This window comes from Planococcus sp. BI3, assembly GCF_056680115.1.
Genome location: NZ_CM155266.1, coordinates 37013 through 53956, shown reverse-complemented (window position 1 = coordinate 53956; position 16944 = coordinate 37013). Strand labels below are relative to the sequence as shown.

Annotated in this window: 14 protein-coding genes; 2 read left to right on the top strand and 12 right to left on the bottom strand. The window is 45.0% G+C overall.

The annotated features are described in order from the left end of the window. Window positions 1-191: 191 nt before the first annotated feature. From AC1MEO_RS00260 to AC1MEO_RS00245, 4 genes are read right to left on the bottom strand one after another with little or no spacing between them, the layout of a single operon-like run. Window positions 192-1415 (bottom strand): hypothetical protein, encoded by a 1224-nt coding sequence (locus AC1MEO_RS00260; protein WP_480333602.1) that lies wholly within the window; start codon window positions 1413-1415, stop codon window positions 192-194. Continuing rightward, on the bottom strand, window positions 1412-2566 hold the full coding sequence (locus AC1MEO_RS00255) for a DUF58 domain-containing protein (RefSeq protein WP_480333600.1): 1155 nt from the start codon (window positions 2564-2566) through the stop codon (window positions 1412-1414). Before AC1MEO_RS00255 ends, AC1MEO_RS00260 begins: the two co-directional genes overlap by 4 nt. Further along, entirely contained in the window at window positions 2567-3502 is a 936-nt protein-coding gene (locus AC1MEO_RS00250; RefSeq protein ID WP_480333598.1) for an AAA family ATPase, read from the bottom strand. A 29-nt stretch (window positions 3503-3531) separates the two neighbouring features. Beyond that, the gene (locus tag AC1MEO_RS00245) at window positions 3532-3720 is read right to left on the bottom strand and encodes a hypothetical protein (RefSeq protein ID WP_480333596.1); all 189 of its coding nucleotides are present in this window, start codon (window positions 3718-3720) and stop codon (window positions 3532-3534) included. 219 nt (window positions 3721-3939) lie between these two features. Here AC1MEO_RS00245 and AC1MEO_RS00240 point away from each other — a divergent pair, with 219 nt between their 5' ends. Both AC1MEO_RS00240 and AC1MEO_RS00235 read left to right on the top strand, forming a co-directional pair. Then, a complete protein-coding gene (locus AC1MEO_RS00240; protein ID WP_480333594.1) occupies window positions 3940-4554 on the top strand; it encodes a CPBP family intramembrane glutamic endopeptidase in 615 nt (204 codons plus the stop codon). Between the two features lie 60 nt (window positions 4555-4614). Next, window positions 4615-5253 (top strand): hypothetical protein, encoded by a 639-nt coding sequence (locus AC1MEO_RS00235; protein WP_480333592.1) that lies wholly within the window; start codon window positions 4615-4617, stop codon window positions 5251-5253. 65 nt (window positions 5254-5318) lie between these two features. On the opposite strand, the gene AC1MEO_RS00230 is transcribed toward AC1MEO_RS00235, so the two are convergent. From AC1MEO_RS00230 to AC1MEO_RS00195, 8 genes are all read right to left on the bottom strand, one after another. Then, entirely contained in the window at window positions 5319-5762 is a 444-nt protein-coding gene (locus AC1MEO_RS00230) for a MarR family winged helix-turn-helix transcriptional regulator (RefSeq protein WP_480333590.1), read from the bottom strand. Between the two features lie 78 nt (window positions 5763-5840). After that, window positions 5841-7190: a TrkH family potassium uptake protein gene (locus AC1MEO_RS00225; protein WP_480333588.1), complete on the bottom strand. Its 1350-nt coding sequence runs from the start codon at window positions 7188-7190 to the stop codon at window positions 5841-5843. A gap of 270 nt (window positions 7191-7460) precedes the next feature. Continuing rightward, a complete protein-coding gene (locus tag AC1MEO_RS00220) occupies window positions 7461-8711 on the bottom strand; it encodes an anti-sigma-I factor RsgI family protein (protein ID WP_480333586.1) in 1251 nt (416 codons plus the stop codon). Beyond that, window positions 8711-9457, bottom strand: a complete 747-nt coding sequence (gene sigI, locus AC1MEO_RS00215) for an RNA polymerase sigma-I factor (RefSeq protein ID WP_480333585.1) — start codon at window positions 9455-9457, stop codon at window positions 8711-8713. The genes AC1MEO_RS00220 and sigI overlap by 1 nt, the downstream gene beginning before the upstream one ends. Window positions 9458-9691: 234 nt before the next feature. Next, window positions 9692-10489 (bottom strand): TerC family protein, encoded by a 798-nt coding sequence (locus AC1MEO_RS00210; RefSeq protein WP_480333583.1) that lies wholly within the window; start codon window positions 10487-10489, stop codon window positions 9692-9694. A gap of 220 nt (window positions 10490-10709) precedes the next feature. Further along, window positions 10710-11789, bottom strand: a complete 1080-nt coding sequence (locus AC1MEO_RS00205) for an SDR family oxidoreductase (protein ID WP_480333581.1) — start codon at window positions 11787-11789, stop codon at window positions 10710-10712. Between the two features lie 77 nt (window positions 11790-11866). Beyond that, the gene (locus AC1MEO_RS00200) at window positions 11867-14926 is read right to left on the bottom strand and encodes an efflux RND transporter permease subunit (RefSeq protein ID WP_480333579.1); all 3060 of its coding nucleotides are present in this window, start codon (window positions 14924-14926) and stop codon (window positions 11867-11869) included. A 139-nt stretch (window positions 14927-15065) separates the two neighbouring features. Further along, window positions 15066-16634 (bottom strand): peptide chain release factor 3, encoded by a 1569-nt coding sequence (locus AC1MEO_RS00195; RefSeq protein ID WP_480333577.1) that lies wholly within the window; start codon window positions 16632-16634, stop codon window positions 15066-15068. Between the last annotated feature and the right edge of the window lie 310 nt (window positions 16635-16944).

Here is a 16944-nt window from a genome sequence, read left to right as displayed (position 1 = left end):
GTAGATAGACTGGCGTTTCTTAAGCCCAACTTTTATATGTGAGTCAAAAAAGAAAGATGCAAGTACTCATACAACTCATCAACCGGAAAAAAAGCAAAAAAAAGAAGCCGATCCGTAAACGGACCGACCACAAAAGGGGGAAATGAGAATGTTGCTGTGTTCAAGTATACTATGCCCTTCTTATATACACTTTAAACATTTTCCTTTAAATATTTACCTTTTATTTTTTCGATTTCATTGATGAATTGGACTGCCTCAGTGTCGGGCAATTGTTTATCTCCGTAACGGACTTGATCGTAGATCCTGCAGAAAGACTCAGTCACATCCCATTGCATCCGCGCCACCCACTCCCGAACCGTTTCATATTTCTCGCGGCCCTTGCCATGATCTTTTGCCATATGCTCAAACCCACGAAAAACTTCTCTGACTTGATGCAGATCCAGGCTTTGGCTATAAGGCGAGACTGGCGTTTCGATAGCCTGTTCAGCTGACGCATGGCGGTATCTTTCGATAGTGGCTGTGCTTTCTTGTTCCGGTGTTTTGGAATCCGGTTTTATTTTTCTGATCCAGAGCACCAGCACGAGTGCACAAACCAGCACCACGATGCCCAAAAGTATTTCAACCGGAACATCTGACGGCAGTGCTTCACCCACTGCACCATCATCGCGTATTGGGTCCTCGTCCGGCCCCAGTTTATCGATGGTTTCCTGCATTTCTTCTTCTGGCGACAGGTCAGACAAAAACTCGGTGGCTTGCTCCAGCAACAGCGCAAGCGGCCAGAACAAAATCCGGATGGCACCGCCCACAATCGAACCGGCAAGCCTTCGGGCGTCGTCTGCAAAAAAGAAAGCTACGATGGCCGCCATGGCAGAAATGCCGCCCACAATACCGAAAACCCCGGCTGCTTGATGGAAACGCGCACCATCTGCAGCTGACAAGGCATAACGGGAAAACAATTGAGCTGCCACATAGAATAGCACTGCTGCCGGCACGAGTGTGAACAGCAATCTACTGGCCTCTTGATCCGGATTCAACAGAAGCAAGACCCAACAACTACTGAAAACCAGAACAAACTTCATCAAAAACTGATGGTCGTGGTTAAATTCCTCGTAGATGACGGAATACCGTGCATGGAGCAGGTAGATGGCCAGCAAGCCTAAAATAGCCGCCAACCACAATGGCACACCCGCTCCCCACATGCCTCCAGCAGCGATCATGGAAACCCAAACCGCGGGTGCCAACCGATAGGACTGGTTTAAAAACAGGAAATACGCAATGCATGAAATCACCAGCGAAGCCAACAGCCAGCTCCAAACCACCGGAAAAGCTCCATCGCTGGAAACGAATACCAGAACCAGTGACACGATGAAAGCATCCAGCATGAAATGAATGGCAGATGTTATGCGTCCAGTCATGCCGGATCACGTTCCTTTCTGTTCCGCATGACAGTCAATTCTGTTTGGCTGCTCCACTTGGTGATAAAGCGCATCGCTTCCTGCGGCTCATCGGTCAATAGATAGGTCGTATACGGCAATTCTGTGTGCATGTCCAAATGGCCCAGCATCGAACGGTAAGGGAGTGTCGAGCTGTTTTTCGATATGACCGACAACAGCTCCAACGCTTGTTGCCGCTGTTTTTGCCCTTGGCCTGCAGACAAATACAAATATGGCATCTTCCCAGCTGAGCGGATATTCACCGCAACTGCGTAAGGCACTCCCGTATTGAAGCAATTCTCAATATAGGAAGCCAATTCTTCAATCCGTTCTTCCATATTGTGGATGGTGCCGTAAAGCGTCGAGATGTTCAATGCAAAAAGCATTGATTCATTGGCTACCTGCGAAAAGATTTTTGTCTGGTAGTTTTGCATCCTGACGCTTGCTTTCCAATGAATTTGGTTAAACTGATCCGTCGAAACATAATCACGCGTCCCAATCGGCTGAAACGCATCGTCGAATAGGGAATGCTGTAAATTGAATTGCCCCGGTTTGTGGCGGGATGGTGCATACCGGAAAGGGTATGTCTGAAGTTTTGGAAACACCAGCTGCTCAAGCAGAATCGCAGGCTGGTATTCCAACGTCATGCTGCCTTCCCCAAAAGGATGCGGAATCAGCACTTCCATCTTTTTGATGCGGGAAACGCCTCTTCTTTCGCCGGTGACAGGCACATCAAATTCAATCGTCTGCTTTCTGCCGATAGTAAAAGGCAAATCCATTTCCACCAGATCTCCGTAGCTGGAAATCTCCACACCTTTGGGCTCCACAGCATCATGAAACCAAATTTTCAATTGGCCGCCCCAAATCGGCAAGCCATCATTTTGGAACACCAGTTTCCAGGAAGAGTCTCCTCCGTGCAGCACCCGCTTGCGGATTCGATTATTTTGAAAAACCAACTTCTTGCCGACCCGTTTAAAGTACAGCATCTGCAGACCGATTACCGCCATGATAAATACAATCACAGCACCAGCGGTAAACTGCAGGAAAGCCATAGCCATAAAGAATAAGACAACTGAGAAACCCATAACCCATTTCATATTTTTCGTATCATGATCATGGCGCAACCACACCATCTATACTGCCTCGACCGGTGAAGGCACTGAATTCGAGATTTCCCGCAAAATTGTTGACGGCTCGTGGACAAGCATGCCTTCAGCTGTCAGCATCAGGCGATGGATTGCGACAGGTTCAAGTATGTATTTGACGTCATCCGGCGTCACAAAACTGCGCCCTTCAATAAATGCCCTGCCTTGCGCTGCATGAACTAGGGCCAGAGCGGCGCGGGAACTCAATCCCAGTTCAATGGCTGGGTGGTTACGCGTTGCCCGCACAAGCGCTAAAATATAGGTTTCAATATCTTCATGCACCGCTACTCTTGCCGCTTCAATATGCCAGGTTCTAACATCTTCTACGGATGCGACAGGCAGAATTTCTTTTTTATGCGAAACATTATCGCGGAAATTTCGGATGATGGCCAATTCTTCTTCATATCCCGGGTAACCGATTTCCAGTCGGAACAAGAAACGGTCCAGTTGTGCAGCAGGCAGCGGAAATGTCCCTTGCTGCGATTCCACGGGATTTTGGGTGGCGATGACAATGAACGGATCCGGCAATTGCACGGTCTCCCCGTCGATGGTTGCCTGTTTTTCTTCCATCGATTCCAGCAGGCTTGACTGCGTTCGCGGTGTGGCACGGTTGATTTCGTCAGCCAATAGTAAATTGGTCTGCACCGGCCCCGGCCGCAATTCGAATTCCTGGGTTTTCGGATTAAAGAAACGGATACCCGTCACGTCTGACGGCAAGACATCCGGCGTGAATTGAATTCGCTGAAACTCTCCTGCAAATGACCCTGCAAACGCTTTAGCCATCCATGTCTTGCCTGAACCTGGTACACTTTCAAGCAGGACATGCCCCCCTTGAACTAAAGCAATCAGCATAAAATCAATCTCTTTTTCCCTGCCGACCACCAATCTGTTCAACTGTGCTTTGACTTGATTTAACATCTCCACGCTATCCCCTCCGTTTTTATAGCGAACTTTTATTTCGATGGTTCTTCTGTGTACGTATAGACGGTAGTCCCATGATGGTATGCCGTGCCTCTGAAATGCTTGAAATCCTCACGCGCAATCAAAACTATGCGGAAATCCAGGAAATCTTCTTTCGCGATTGTGATGGATTCAATTTCCCCATTTTTCAAATCTTCGAGTTGCTGGTTATAATCAGTCATGAATTGTTCTCCTTTTGCCTTAGTTTTGATAACCTCTTCTGTTATAATACTAGACGGATGATAAATATCCCATTCGGCAAGCATTAAAACAGGATCATCTTTTGACAGATTCTTAAAATCTGTACTAGGCAATAGTATACAGCAAGAAAACAAGTCGGACATCTTTGTCCTTTCCGTCGCCGATCGAGTGGCGCGGCTTCAATTTTTAGGAGGATTTACATGATTAACTTTTTAAAGCAGCATCCTTTGATTCTGATGTTGCCATTGGCTTTCTTTTTATACAATCTAGCCTTTGAAAATACTGCGATTTTTTGGTATATGTACACATTTGCGATGCTGATCCTAATGTCTCTAGCTATTGTATTCGTTAAAATCTTCGATGAACTTGTTACCTGGAAATCATTGATTTATGGCTTAGGTTACGGAACACTCCTTTATGGACTCATTGCTGTCGGCTTCCAATTGCTGCAGCTGACTCCTTATAATATAACGGGATCTGTCGAATCCTTCTTATCGGCTTTTGCGCCTGTCTCCATTTGGCATTACCTCCTCTTGATGTTCATCATCGTTCCTGGTGAAGAAATCTTTTGGAGGGGCTTGGTCCAACAGAAACTGAAGCAATATATTTCCACTCCACTGGCAGTTGTCATCAGTTCCATTTTGTTCGGGTCAGCATTGGCATTAGGCGGATTTTGGCCTGGTGTGGGAGCTGGAATCGCCGCCGGATTAGTTCTGGGTCTGCTTTATGAATGGAAAAGGAGCCTGCCGGTCATCATCGTTGCCCATCTGGTCATGATCGTCTTACTTTTTCTAATTTTGCCATTACCTGTTTAATATGAAACATTCTTCCCATTGGAACGTCTACTAGACAAACTGAGAGGGAGGAATTTTTTTATGAAGAAGCATTTATTTTTATTATCATCCATCCTGACGATTGGTACGCTGCTTGCAGCCTGCGGATCTCCGAATACCGCCGAAGAAGAGGCTGGCACTGCACCTGAAGAAACTGCAGAAGAAGTAGTAGAAGAAGAAACAGATGACAGCGCGCCCGCTGAAGAGGCTGTTGAAGAAGAGGCAACCACCGATGAAGAGGCTGAAGAAGTAGAGCCCGTGGGCACCCTGACACAGAGTGATGAACTAAATTATGAGTTAGTTGTTCTCGATGGCTACGAGCTGTCGGCAGAAGAACCGAGAAAAGATGCACTGTATGCATCCGACAATTCAGCTGTCTTCATGCGGATCGAAACATTTACTCCTGAAGAAATAGATTTTGCAGCCGCAGAGGAAAATATGAAACAAACTCTCCAGGCTGTCAATCCGGATGAAGAGCCTATTAGTGCTAATGATTTTGATGGAACTGATTTTTCACAGTCATCAGCCTATGAAGTTCCGAGCGCTGAAGGAACTGTGACCGGCATCGTCTATGAAAAAGAAAACCTGATCGTGCGCCTGACTATTTTTGACGACAGTACGGTCAATGCCACTGAAGACTTTATCGCTATGGGCAAAACCATCAGGTCCTTAGAACAATAAAAAAACCAACTGATTATAACCGATAGCAAAAGGCCATCCGAAATCCGGATGGCCTTTTGCTTTGTTCAGTATGATAGGTCTTTAATCGACAAGCCCAGTTTTTTCATCAGTTCAATGGCCTGTTCTTTTTCTTCACTTGACAGCGCATCCGTCAATTCATGCAGTTTCTTTTCATGCTCAGGGAAAATCTCTGCCATGAATTCCTTGCCTTGCTCAGATATCTCCGCGTACGTCACGCGGCGGTCATTCGGGCAATTAACCCGTGTAATATAGCCTCTTTTTTCAAGCTTATCGATTACATACGTGATGGAACCACTGGCCAATAGAATCTTGCCGCCTATTTTTTGAAGCGGCTGCTTGCCTTTATGATATAGAAGCTCCAAAACAGCAAATTCAGTGGGATTTACTCCGCTTGCCTGAAAAAACTGATTGGTTTGTTCAGTAATTGCTTTATGTGCACGCGACAACACGATAAATAATTTCAGCGATTGTTTAATATCTTCATTCATCCTATTCACTCTTTCCACTGTTTAAGCTGCATTATGCTAATTATAGTCTTTTTTCGCCAAAATTACATCTTCAATGATTTAGCCAATGATTACGCGCTCTTTCGGGTAATGGAATTTAGTTGGATCTGTTTTTCCGCCAATTGTGAAGAGGAACGAAATCAAGCCGACACGCCCGACGAACATGAGCGCCATAATGATAAACTTGCCAGTAGACGACAAGTCATCTGTTATCCCCAATGACATCCCACAGGTTCCAAATGCCGAGGTGATTTCAAAGATAACTTCTACAATTGTTGCCTGTGGCTCTGTGATAAGCAATGCGATTGTTGCAACGAGCACCATGAAAAATGCCAGGAAAATAACAGCGAAAGAACGGAAGACATCAATCAGTTCAATTTCCCTCTTGAATATTTGAATGGTGTTTTTTCCTCGCGCAAAATTAATCAAAAATAAGATCGCGATGGCAAAAGTTGTTGTCCGGATACCGCCACCTGCCGAACTTGGCGAAGCACCGATGAACATCAACGCACTCATGAAGACATTTGTCGCATCACTGAATTGTGTAATATCAACTGTCACCAATCCACCGGAACGAGAAGAAACCGAATGGAAAATTGCGGCGAATGCAGACTCGTGCCAGTTCATTCCTTTAAATGCATTGAACGATTCCAGCAGCAGAATACCGATGGCTCCGACAGCCAGCAAAATAGCAAATATGCTTGTTGTAATTTTCGTAAACAAGGAGAACCGGAAATACTTTTGTTTGTTTGACAGAAATTCCTTTACTTCAATCAGTACAGGGAACCCGATAGCCCCCAAAATGATGAGGATCATATTGATGATCTGCACAAAATAATCGTTGAAATAAGGCACCAATGACTCGCCAGTGATATCAAATCCGCCATTTGTTGTAGCTGTTATTGCACCAAATACGCCATGAATCAAAGCTTCCTGGAATGTTGGATAAAATTGCGTAAAATAAATCGTCAGAATAATAGCGCCAACTGCTTCTATCAGCAACAGGATTTTTACGATTTCAAGTATCAGCTTGACTACACCGGACATGCTTGATTGGTTGTGGTCAACCATGATCAGCTGACGTTCACGCAAGCCGATGCGTTTGCCGACAAGAAGCCAGAAAAACGTGCCGATGGACATGATGCCAATGCCGCCAAGCTGCAAAATAAACATCAAAACAACAATGCCGAAAGTCGTATAGGTCTCAACTACGTTAATGACCGTCAATCCTGTTACGCTGACAGCACTTACCGCAGTAAACAAACTGTCAATCCACGGGATGGTCATCCCCGGTTGATGGACATTGGGCAACCTTAATAATAAGAAGGAAACTGCAATTGCTACAAAGTAATACGAAACGATTGCCTGTGCAGGTGTAAGATTCCGTACTTTTTGAAATGATCTATTCATAGGACATTGATTCCCTTCAGCGTTTTACTCTCTTCTCATTCTATGAAAAGAACAAGCAAAAAGAAAGGGAAATCGAAAATCTATTTATTAAGCAGCAAAAACCCAGCTTTCACCCCCTGTTATGGAGTTGCGAAGATTGGTGCATATCTAATGTACACTGCATCGCATTGCTTAATGCCCAACGCAATTTTGCCCATCTTGAACTGCCGATATCAGCGGATCCCCTGCTCCAATCATCCAGTCAAAATGAAAAGAGCAGAAGGCATCCTTCTACTCTTTCGCGTTATTTCCTTGTTTGTTTCCTGGATTCGAAGAGCCCTTGTTTCCTGCTTGATCTTGCGGTTCATCCCTGCGGCTCTGATCAGGTGACTGCTCCTTTTTCTTTTCCTGGTCCAGTGATGGCTGAAGTTCAGCTTTGTTGATTGAATTGCTGCTGGCTGCAGGTGCATGATTTTTCTTCTGCTGTCCTGGTGCTTCACTGTGCTCTCGAGCTTTGCTTTCAGAATGGGGGGGTTCTTTTTTCTCAAGCGGTTTTTCTTTAGGGACAGGCTTTGTCGGCTTGGCCTTTTCCTGCTGTTTTGCTGGAGGAGAATTCTTGTTGTTGTTTCCAGGTTCTTCAGGCTTGCTGTTTGATTTTGGTTTTTTTGGCTGCTCTGCCTCTGGTGATGGATCGTCTTGTTTCTTTTTCACTGCAGGGGGAACTTTTTTCTTTTCTGCTGCGGGAGGAATCGCCTTCTTTTCATTTTCAGGCTTGGTGTTCTTTTTTTCTTTATCGTTATTTTTTTTCGCTTTTGTTTTTTGTTTATCGGCTGCTTTGCCTTCTTTTGGATCCGTCACAGTTTCCGTCTTTTCTCCTGAATTCTGCACATTAGGTTCCGGCTGATTTTTCAAGGTTTCGGCTTTCTTGATCAATTGGCCGACAGGAATGTGATTTTCTTTTGATTGGCGCCATTGTTCCTTGGTAGCTTCTTTCATTTGGATCGCCAGCTGTTCATTTTCCACGCCTGAAGAAACCGCCAGAACGACTTTCTTTATGGCCGTGTCAAATTCACTGCCATCTTCTTCGACTGCCGTAATCATAATTTCTTGCGTCTTTTCCGTTACAGCTAAATCAAAGACCCGCTTTAATACGTTTAAGAGAGAATCATTTTCCCAATCTCCAAGCTGATGGATCAAGTCATGTCCGTCGCTGTTCAATTGACGGACTGACACCACTTCATATTGGTCATTGATTCCCAGTTCAACACCTGGATTGATTTGGACCTGAACATACCCAAAGGCTTCTTCAGCCGGAAAGACTAAAACAGACATAAACAATAGAAAAGCAGCAACTGCTGCTATGACAGGAGCCATAACTGGCTGCCATCGAATTGCCGATTTTTTTTCGAATGGATAAAAAGAAGCTTTTTCTCCTATCGAAGGTTTGCCTGAAGGTGTTCCTTTAACGAACTTGCCATCCTCCACCAAAAAAATGGAGCGGTCATGATTCAGTTCAATGCAAATTCCCGATTGTCTCCTCATCAGTTTAACCGCCCCTTCAAATAATCTTTTAAGAAATGCAGATCACTCATCTGCAGCAACGCCATTGCAATTATGTATTTTCGATTGCGTTCAATCGTTTTGCGCGAAACCTTCACCAATTTTTCAATCTCTTTGATCGGCAACTTTTTCTTTTCCACTAAGTATTGTTTATATTCATCGGTTTCAGCCACCAGCTGGGCAATCTGGATGGCAGTGATGCGTGCATCCTGATGAGCCGGCGACACTTTAACCAGCACCTGAAACGACAAACCGAATTCCTGTAGCATTTCTTCGTATAAGGCAATTTCCTCGCGTCTTTTTTCATCTTGTTGCTTGGTACTATAAGCAAGGGATGCCGCATGATCGGCAATGCCGTTATGCCCTTCCGGCTCAGCGGCGGGCATGAAATCATGGCTGAATTCTTCGCGCCTGCTTTCCTTGCGTATAAAATCAATGACACGCCTGCGAATGACCATATGGGCAAATGTCAGAAATGAAGCATTATTGGTTTGATCAAATTTTTGCACCGCTTCGTTGAATGCGGAAAGTGCCACACTGTATTCATCATCGTGGTCGTCAATAAACCGTTTGCATACTTGAGATGCTGTCTTTTTCATAAAAGGTGAATAGGAAAAAAGCAAGTCATGCAATACTTGCTCATCACCCGCCTGTGCCTGCAACACCATTATTTCAGCATTGGATTTTTTGATCCGTCCAAATCTTCCACTCAATAAAGTCAAAAGCACACCATTCACCTCTTCTCAAAGTCACTGCCTACTTGATTGTAACTTTGAAGGATTCAATTGAAAAGAGGCAGGTTTTTCTGTTCTTACCATTATTCGCTTTTAAAGTGATTCTTTTGTGGGTAGCCGATTCGTCTTCTATAGAAAAACTTATGGGTTAACAATCTATAGAAAAAAGGTGCATTGAATTGGATTCAATGCACCTTTTGTCCCTGATTTCTTTACAGGACCAAGTTCTTATTTAGATTCCTGTTCCTTAATCTGTTCCTTATTCTGTTTGACTCCCAGAATTCCACCTACTACGACGATGCCAAGAAGAACTGTCCAGAAGACAAGAGTCCATGGTGTAGAATGCGGGAAGTCATGTGGAAGAACTCCAACATTTTCGTGGGATAGGGTCATGACCAATAATTTCACTCCGACCCAACCAACGATAACAAACGCAGCTGTTTCAAGTTGTGGATATTTTTCAAGCAATTGCACAAATTTATGTGCTGCAAATCGCATAATGATAACGCCGATCAATCCACCGGCAAGCATCACCATAAACTGGCCAGAGTTAATGCCGCCAATGTCTTCCATATTGAAGACAGTCAAATGCGGCAAGGTTACGGCTAAAGCAACCGCTGCCAGCATAGAATCGATTGCAAAAGCAATATCAGCCAGTTCAACTTTCAATACTGTCATCCAAAAACTTGAACCTTTTTTCTCAGGTTTTGCATCAACGCCTTCAAGAATTTCATCCGTATCCCCTTTGCGTTGATCATAGATGCTCTTAATCGAGATGAACAGGAGATAAGCAGCTCCAAGTGCTTGAATTTGCCAGATATTTACTAGCAGTGTAATCATGAACAATGCTGCAAAGCGGAAAACGAAAGCTCCTACCAATCCGTAGAACAACGCTTTTTTCTGCTGCTCTTTCGGTAAATGTTTGACCATTACCGCCATTACTACTGCATTATCCGCAGCCAGTAGACCTTCAAGCCCCACTAAAACCAATAAGACCCAGGCATATTCCAATAAAATTGCTTCCATTCTGCTTTCTCCTCCTATTTTTGCCACCAAAAAAGACCTCCGCCTAAATAAAGGCAAAGGTCTCGCTAAGCAAAATTCTTTTGCTATCACAACCGATGGCTACTAACCATGTATTGACGACTGTGAAATAGGTTTCCCTATAGCTACTCCCCCTTGACTGAAAGTCAAAGTGTATTGATTTGTAATGTTAGTATAGCATCACTTTATTTTTTTGGAAAGTTTAACTGATGGGGATTTGAAAGTTTTTGTCTTTTTTATGCAAATTATAGAAATCCACCATCGCCGGCATCGTTACAAGAAAATCAGCACAGTGAATGCCGCTTCCCTTCAAAAGGCGTTCAGCATTCCCTGTGTCAAAATCTGCGGACCATGTTAAATAATCCAAGGTTTCACTCTCGACCCCCAGCCCTTTTCTTACTGCAGCAACCGACAAAGACGCTTTCGCCAGATTGTGCGGCAATCGCCCTTTCGGATTTTTTCCAGTCATCAAGTTGACCATGCCACGGTAAACTTCCTCCACCGGATGAGGATTAGGATCTGTTAGATGGACCGTTTGCCCACCTGCTGCTTCCGACTTGCTGAGATAGATGGAGGCATCCAGGATATAATCGACCGGTACTACATTAATATAAGATTTCGAACGTCCCACATATGGAATGACGGGCAGGAACTTAACACGGTCAATCAGATTAAGGAAAAAATAAGGGCCATCAAACTTAATGGTTTCGCCAGTAACTGAATGGCCCCGGACAATACCGGGGCGGATAATGGTGACCGGCATCGTTTTCTTCAGCTCATCGACCAGCAATTCCGCTTCAAACTTGGTTTCTTCATAAAAATTCTTGAAAGCTTGTGGACGGTTCAGCTCATCTTCATAAATGGTCCCTTCCCGATTGCCTGCTACATACGCCGTACTGAAATAGACATAGCGCTCCAAGTCGGGCAAGCCGGCAACAAATCCATTTACTTGGCGGGTTCCTTCCACATTCACTTTCCATGCGATATCTCTTGGAACTGCCAGGTCATAAATGGCGGCAAGATGCCAGAATGTTACTTCTTTCCCTTTTAGGTATTCTGCGTCGGCATAGGTGATTCCAAGACCGCTTTTGGTGATATCCCCTTCAATCAATCTGATTGTCCGGCAATTGGTTTCTTTTTGGATGCGCTTGGCTTCCCTTTCTGCTTTTGGCCTTTCCGAGGATAGGATGATGGCCGAAATCCTTTCATTTTGCTGTGCGTGCTTGTAAATTAATTGACTGGCAATAAATCCCGGAAACCCTGTAAATACAACTTCTTTCATAGCTTCAGCCCCTTTTTACAATCATACTAAATTTTCCAATAATTTTCAGCAAAAAGAAAAAAAGTAAACCCGAAGGCTTACTTTTTGTTCATTCTTCTCGTTTGCCGATCAAACAAACTATAGACAATCGGCACAATGTACAGGGACAGCAAAGTTGAACTGATGAGTCCGCCAATTACAGTAATCCCCATCGGCTGATTAATTTCAGTTCCTTCCCCAATTCCAATTGCCAGAGGAAGCAAGCCTAATATAGTCGTCAACGCCGTCATTAAAATCGGGCGGCGGCGATCATGGACAGAAGTGATGATGGCATCATAGGAATCCATGCCTGCTTCTTTCCGCTGATTGATGTAATCAACCAGCACAATCCCGTTGTTGACGACTATACCTACCAGAACCAGCAAGCCGATGACTGCAGTGATGCTGACTGGCGTCTGTGTGACAAACAACGCAATCGCCACACCAATCGCCATCAATGGGACGGTGAACATGATGACCAGTGGATATTTAAAGGATTCAAATTGTGCAGCCATGACAATGTAGACCAGCACGATGGCAAGCACAACGGCAAGCATCATATCGTTTATGGAGTTATCCAGCAATTCCCGGTCTCCGCCAAACGAAATCCTCGTATTTTCATCTAAATCCAACTCTTCAATCGCTGCATCCACTTTATCAGACATGTCGCCCAATGTAATACTCGATTGATGCTGCAATGTGAAAGACACACTGTCGGCCTGATCCACCCGTTGGATGCTGACAGGACCCTGGGCAACTTCAATGTCAGCCAGCTCTTGCAGCTCAACGAATTCTCCGGCAGGTGTCCGAAGAGACAGAGTCCGAAGCTTTTCTAAACTGTCTCTTTCTCCTTCTTCGTAAGCCACATAAACACTCAGAACTTCATCATTTTCCGTTAAAACCTGTGTAGCCAAAACCCCTCGTGTGATGTTATTGACCGCTTGAGCTATTTGGGCGGGAGGCAAACCATATTCGGTGGCCGCATCACGGTCGATAGTCATCTGGATTTCATCAATCGTTTCCTGACGATCATTCGTCAGCTCTGTTACTTCCGGAAGTTCGGCTAAGGCGGCCTCAATATCGGCGACCGCATCATCCAGCTGTGCCCGGTCCGTATCCGTTACAGTAAAGGACAAGGTATTCGGCGCAGATCCCGCTGCAGTCTGCAAGTTGAAGCTGACCAACGCCTGCTCCCCTACAATTTCCAGAACCCGCGGCTGGACTTGATCCACGAATTCAAAAATGGAACGGTCCCGGTCTTTCAGGTCCACCAGCTTCACATAAATTTCAGCAGTGTTCGATGAGGAGGAACCTTGCGCCTGTCCCTGCTGAGTCGAACCGATCAAGCTGACGTAAACATCGACATCTTCTTCAAGTTTCAGTTCTTCTTCAATCAGATTGACGACTTCATCCGTCGCCGTTCTGGAAGAGCCATTTTCAAGTTCGACAGAGACGCTGACAAAGCCTTCGTCTGTCGCCGGAATAAATTCTGTACCAACTTGCATCACCCCAAAAGCACCGACCACCAATAACACGAGCGCGGTAAACAAAACGAGGATTCTGTGGCGCAATGCCCAGACAACTGATCCTTCGAAAGCTTTGATACTTCTTGAGGTGTCTTTTTGTACTTTTGGCTTTTCACCTGGTTTTCCAAGCATTCTTGAAGCCATCATCGGAATGACAGTCAAAGCAACCGCCAATGAAGCAAAAAGACTGAATGAAATCGTTAAGGCAAATTCAAAGAAAATTTCTCCAATCAAACCGGAAATGAATATAACCGGTATAAAAACAGCGACAGTGGTCAGGGTTGAAGCAATAATTGCACCCGAAACTTCCTTCGCGCCTTCGGAAGCGGCTTTCTTCGAATTCTTGCCCATCGCCAAATGGCGCTCAATATTCTCGATAACGACGATTGCGTTATCCACAAGCATTCCGATCCCGAGAGCCAAGGCACCCAAAGTTAAAATGTTCAAAGCAAAGTCAGCAAAAAACATCAGAACAAAAGTGACAATGACTGAATAGGGAATCGCCACACCAATAATGATTGGACTCTTAATGCCACGCAGGAAAAAGAATAAGACCAGCATCGCAAAAATCCCACCCAGCACCAGGGTTTGGCCGATATTACCGATGGCCAGCTTGACGTAATCCCCCTGATCAAACAGGATATCCGCTTCGACTCCCTCGAAGCGTTCTTCGCTCAGCAGCTCATCCAGCCGTTCCTGGAAAGCATCTGACACGTCAGCTGTATTTGCCCGAGATTCCTGCAGTGCTGATAATAGGACAGCCGGTTCTTCATTGGTTCTTGTTTCACTATTGCTTTCACGTTCACTTATATTGACTTCGGCGACATCAGAGATTGTCACATTGTCGCCTTCTAAAGGATCGATGGTCAGGACCAACTCCCGTATTTCCTCAACGCTTGTCAAGGTGCTGATGATACGGGTAGTCAAATTACGGCCATCTTCGGTTTCAATCGGTTCTCCTGGCAATGAGATATTATTTGCCTGGATCAGCTGTACAACATCCGATTGCTGCAGGCCACGTTCTTCAAGCTCTGCCTGATCCAACTCGATTTGAATTTCTTCTATTAAAGAACCGGAAATATTAACGCTGGCCACACCATCTGTTTGGCGAAGCTCCGTTTCCAGCTCTTCCGCAATCACACGTACATCTGCATCCGGGTCGCTTGACCGCAGGGACAGCTGAAGAATAGGGAATTGAGAAGGGTCGAATTTCAAGAAGCGCGGATCATTTGAATCATCAGGAATCGGCGTTTGATCGATCCGCTGCATGATGTCTGATTGAACATCATCGATATCCGTCGACCAATCAAATTCCAGCAAAATAAAATTTGAACCTTCCTGGCTATTCGATTGAATCGATTCGATCCCTGGCAAGGTCGATAGGTTTGCCTCCAGTGGCTTGGTCACCTTTTCACTTACTTCAGTAGGACTCGCGCCCGGATAATTAGTCACTACTACGCCAATCGGCGGATTAAGTTCAGGAATTAACGTAATGGGAATACGGGAAAATGATACCGCTCCCAGAATAATGATCAAAAACATAATGACCAGTGTAAAGACAGGTCTCTTTATAGAAAAATCACTTATTTTCATTTCTTCAAACCCTCTCTTCGCTGTGTTCTTATATCATAAGAAAAATCCCAGGCAACCGCAAATTTTACAGAGCGTGTTCACTTATCTGCCACTTTTTTGAAAAAAATAAAAAAAACCTGCCGGCAGCAGGTTTTTAATTTTATAGCAGGCTGTATAATCGAATGCCCGGATTTTTATCCTGGAACCAGCGTGTTGCAAACTCGTTTTCGAATAAAAAGACATAATTATCGAAACGGTCCCGTACAAGCATGGAACGTCCACTTGACATCGATTCTTTGACATCTTCTTCGTTTTCAATCCAACGTGCAATTTTGGAACCGACCGGCTCCATCCGTACATCTACGTTGTATTCATGTTTCATCCGGTGTTCGAACACTTCAAATTGAAGTTGGCCGACTGCACCGAGAATAACTTCTTCCAAATGGAGCGTCTTATAGTATTGGATGGCGCCTTCTTGTACAAGCTGAAGAATCCCTTTATGGAAATGCTTTTGTTTCATGACGTTTTTAGCCGTCACTTTCATGAAAAGCTCAGGAGTAAACTGCGGCAGTTTTTCAAATTCGAACTTCTTGCCGCTGGTGATGGTGTCTCCAATTTGGTAATTCCCCACATCGTGGAGACCGATGATGTCTCCAGCGACGGCTTCATTGACCATTTCACGGTCATCCGCCAAGAACTGCGTGGTCTGCGACAATTTGATGTTTTTGCCCGTACGCGCCAATGTCACATTCATGCCCCGCTCGAATTTGCCCGAGACAATGCGCACAAAGGCGATGCGATCACGGTGAGCTGGGTTCATGTTGGCCTGGATTTTGAAAATAAACCCTGAAAACGGCATATCGATCGGATCGATTTCCTCTTTGTCCTGCGTATCACGCGGCTGCGGTGATGGTGCAAACTGCAGGTACGTTTCCAGGAAGGTTTCAACACCAAAATTGCCCAAGGCACTGCCGAAGAACACCGGCGTCAATTCGCCTTTTTTCACTCGGTCAATTGAAAAATCATTGCCTGCTTCGTTCAGTAATTCGATGTCCTCCATTGCCTGTGTATAATAAGAGGATTTTGTCATTTCATGGTCTTCAAGCAATTTGCCGTCTTCACCCAGCTCCAGGAATCGGCCGCCTTTAGAACGGAACGGTTCGACACGGTTATTGAAACGGTCGTAAATGCCGAGGAATTCTTTGCCCATGCCGATCGGCCAGTTCATCGCGTAGGATTGGATTCCAAGAACTTCTTCAAGTTCCTCCATTAATTCAAGCGGCTCTTTGCCTTGGCGGTCCATTTTGTTGATAAAGGTGAAAATCGGAATGCCGCGCATTTTGCAAACTTTGAATAGTTTGACGGTCTGTGCTTCAATTCCTTTGGCGACATCGATGATCATGACAGCACTGTCGACGGCCATCAATGTACGGTAAGTATCTTCACTGAAATCCTGGTGTCCAGGAGTGTCGAGAATATTGACGCGGTGTCCAGCATAATCGAATTGCATTACAGAAGAAGTTACGGAAATTCCCCGTTGCTTTTCGATTTCCATCCAGTCGGATGTGGCAAACTTGCCGCTTTTCTTCCCTTTGACTGTTCCGGCATCACGTATCGCTCCCCCGAATAACAGCAGTTTTTCGGTTAAGGTCGTTTTCCCCGCATCCGGGTGGGAAATGATGGCGAAGGTTCTTCTATTTTGAATTTCATTCTTTAATTGGTCTGACATGTTTATACGCTCCTTTAATCTACTCTCTTCATATTAGAGAAGGAAACTTAAAAAAACAAGGAATTTCAACGTCCGCAGAAAAAAAGAAGCCTCTGTGGCTTCTTTTTGAGCTTATAGACAAAAGAGTATTTGAATCATTTGAAGAATAAATACGCATTTCATCATATTTACACCGGATCCTGCACTCCAGGCGGACGCTTTCCGCGGGCTCGCGCCGAACTAACTCGGACTGGCGCCCGAGTGGATTTCGGCACTTCGCTGTTCCCGCAGGAAAGATAATGGCCGAAGGGAGTTCGGCCATTATCTTTGC

What these genes read in the sequence shown, in the direction of transcription:
- AC1MEO_RS00220 (WP_480333586.1), bottom strand. Translation starts at nt 8,711, where the DNA reads ATGAGGAGACAATCGGGAATTTGCATTGAACTGAATCATGACCGCTCC.
- AC1MEO_RS00260 (WP_480333602.1), bottom strand. Translation starts at nt 1,415, where the DNA reads ATGACTGGACGCATAACATCTGCCATTCATTTCATGCTGGATGCTTTC.
- AC1MEO_RS00210 (WP_480333583.1), bottom strand. Translation starts at nt 10,489, where the DNA reads ATGGAAGCAATTTTATTGGAATATGCCTGGGTCTTATTGGTTTTAGTG.
- AC1MEO_RS00200 (WP_480333579.1), bottom strand. Translation starts at nt 14,926, where the DNA reads ATGAAAATAAGTGATTTTTCTATAAAGAGACCTGTCTTTACACTGGTC.
- AC1MEO_RS00245 (WP_480333596.1), bottom strand. Translation starts at nt 3,720, where the DNA reads ATGACTGATTATAACCAGCAACTCGAAGATTTGAAAAATGGGGAAATT.
- AC1MEO_RS00195 (WP_480333577.1), bottom strand. Translation starts at nt 16,634, where the DNA reads ATGTCAGACCAATTAAAGAATGAAATTCAAAATAGAAGAACCTTCGCC.
- AC1MEO_RS00240 (WP_480333594.1), top strand. Translation starts at nt 3,940, where the DNA reads ATGATTAACTTTTTAAAGCAGCATCCTTTGATTCTGATGTTGCCATTG.
- AC1MEO_RS00255 (WP_480333600.1), bottom strand. Translation starts at nt 2,566, where the DNA reads ATGGTGTGGTTGCGCCATGATCATGATACGAAAAATATGAAATGGGTT.
- AC1MEO_RS00225 (WP_480333588.1), bottom strand. Translation starts at nt 7,190, where the DNA reads ATGAATAGATCATTTCAAAAAGTACGGAATCTTACACCTGCACAGGCA.
- AC1MEO_RS00205 (WP_480333581.1), bottom strand. Translation starts at nt 11,789, where the DNA reads ATGAAAGAAGTTGTATTTACAGGGTTTCCGGGATTTATTGCCAGTCAA.
- AC1MEO_RS00230 (WP_480333590.1), bottom strand. Translation starts at nt 5,762, where the DNA reads ATGAATGAAGATATTAAACAATCGCTGAAATTATTTATCGTGTTGTCG.
- AC1MEO_RS00235 (WP_480333592.1), top strand. Translation starts at nt 4,615, where the DNA reads ATGAAGAAGCATTTATTTTTATTATCATCCATCCTGACGATTGGTACG.